Source organism: Ensifer sp. ENS08 (assembly GCF_014852195.1).
In the GTDB taxonomy this organism is placed as follows: domain Bacteria; phylum Pseudomonadota; class Alphaproteobacteria; order Rhizobiales; family Rhizobiaceae; genus Ensifer; species Ensifer adhaerens.
Genome location: NZ_JACVBF010000065.1, coordinates 1 through 377, shown reverse-complemented (window position 1 = coordinate 377; position 377 = coordinate 1). Strand labels below are relative to the sequence as shown.

Here is a 377-nt window from a genome sequence, read left to right as displayed (position 1 = left end):
GCGCCATTGCAGCATGGGTGTGAGCATCTGGGACTGGGCCAGCAACGACGCCAACAGTGAGCCGGACGTCGTCATGGCCTGCTGCGGCGACACTCCGACGCTGGAAACCCTCGCCGCCGTCCAGCTGCTGCGCGAGCATCTGCCTGAAGTGAAGGTCCGGGTCGTCAACGTCGTCAACCTGATGAAGCTGCAGCCGGCGGAAGAACACCCGCATGGCCTTTCGGACAGCGACTTTGATGGCATCTTCACAAGGGACAAGCCGATCATCTTTGCGTTCCACGGCTACCCGTGGCTGATCCATCGCCTCACCTATCGCCGCACCAATCACGGCAACCTGCATGTTCGCGGCTACAAGGAAGAAGGCACGACCACGACAC

Annotated in this window: 1 pseudogene; it reads left to right on the top strand. The window is 61.5% G+C overall.

The features are described 5' to 3' along the window. A pseudogene (locus tag IB272_RS34525) lies at positions 1–377 on the top strand (phosphoketolase); the annotation flags it as partial.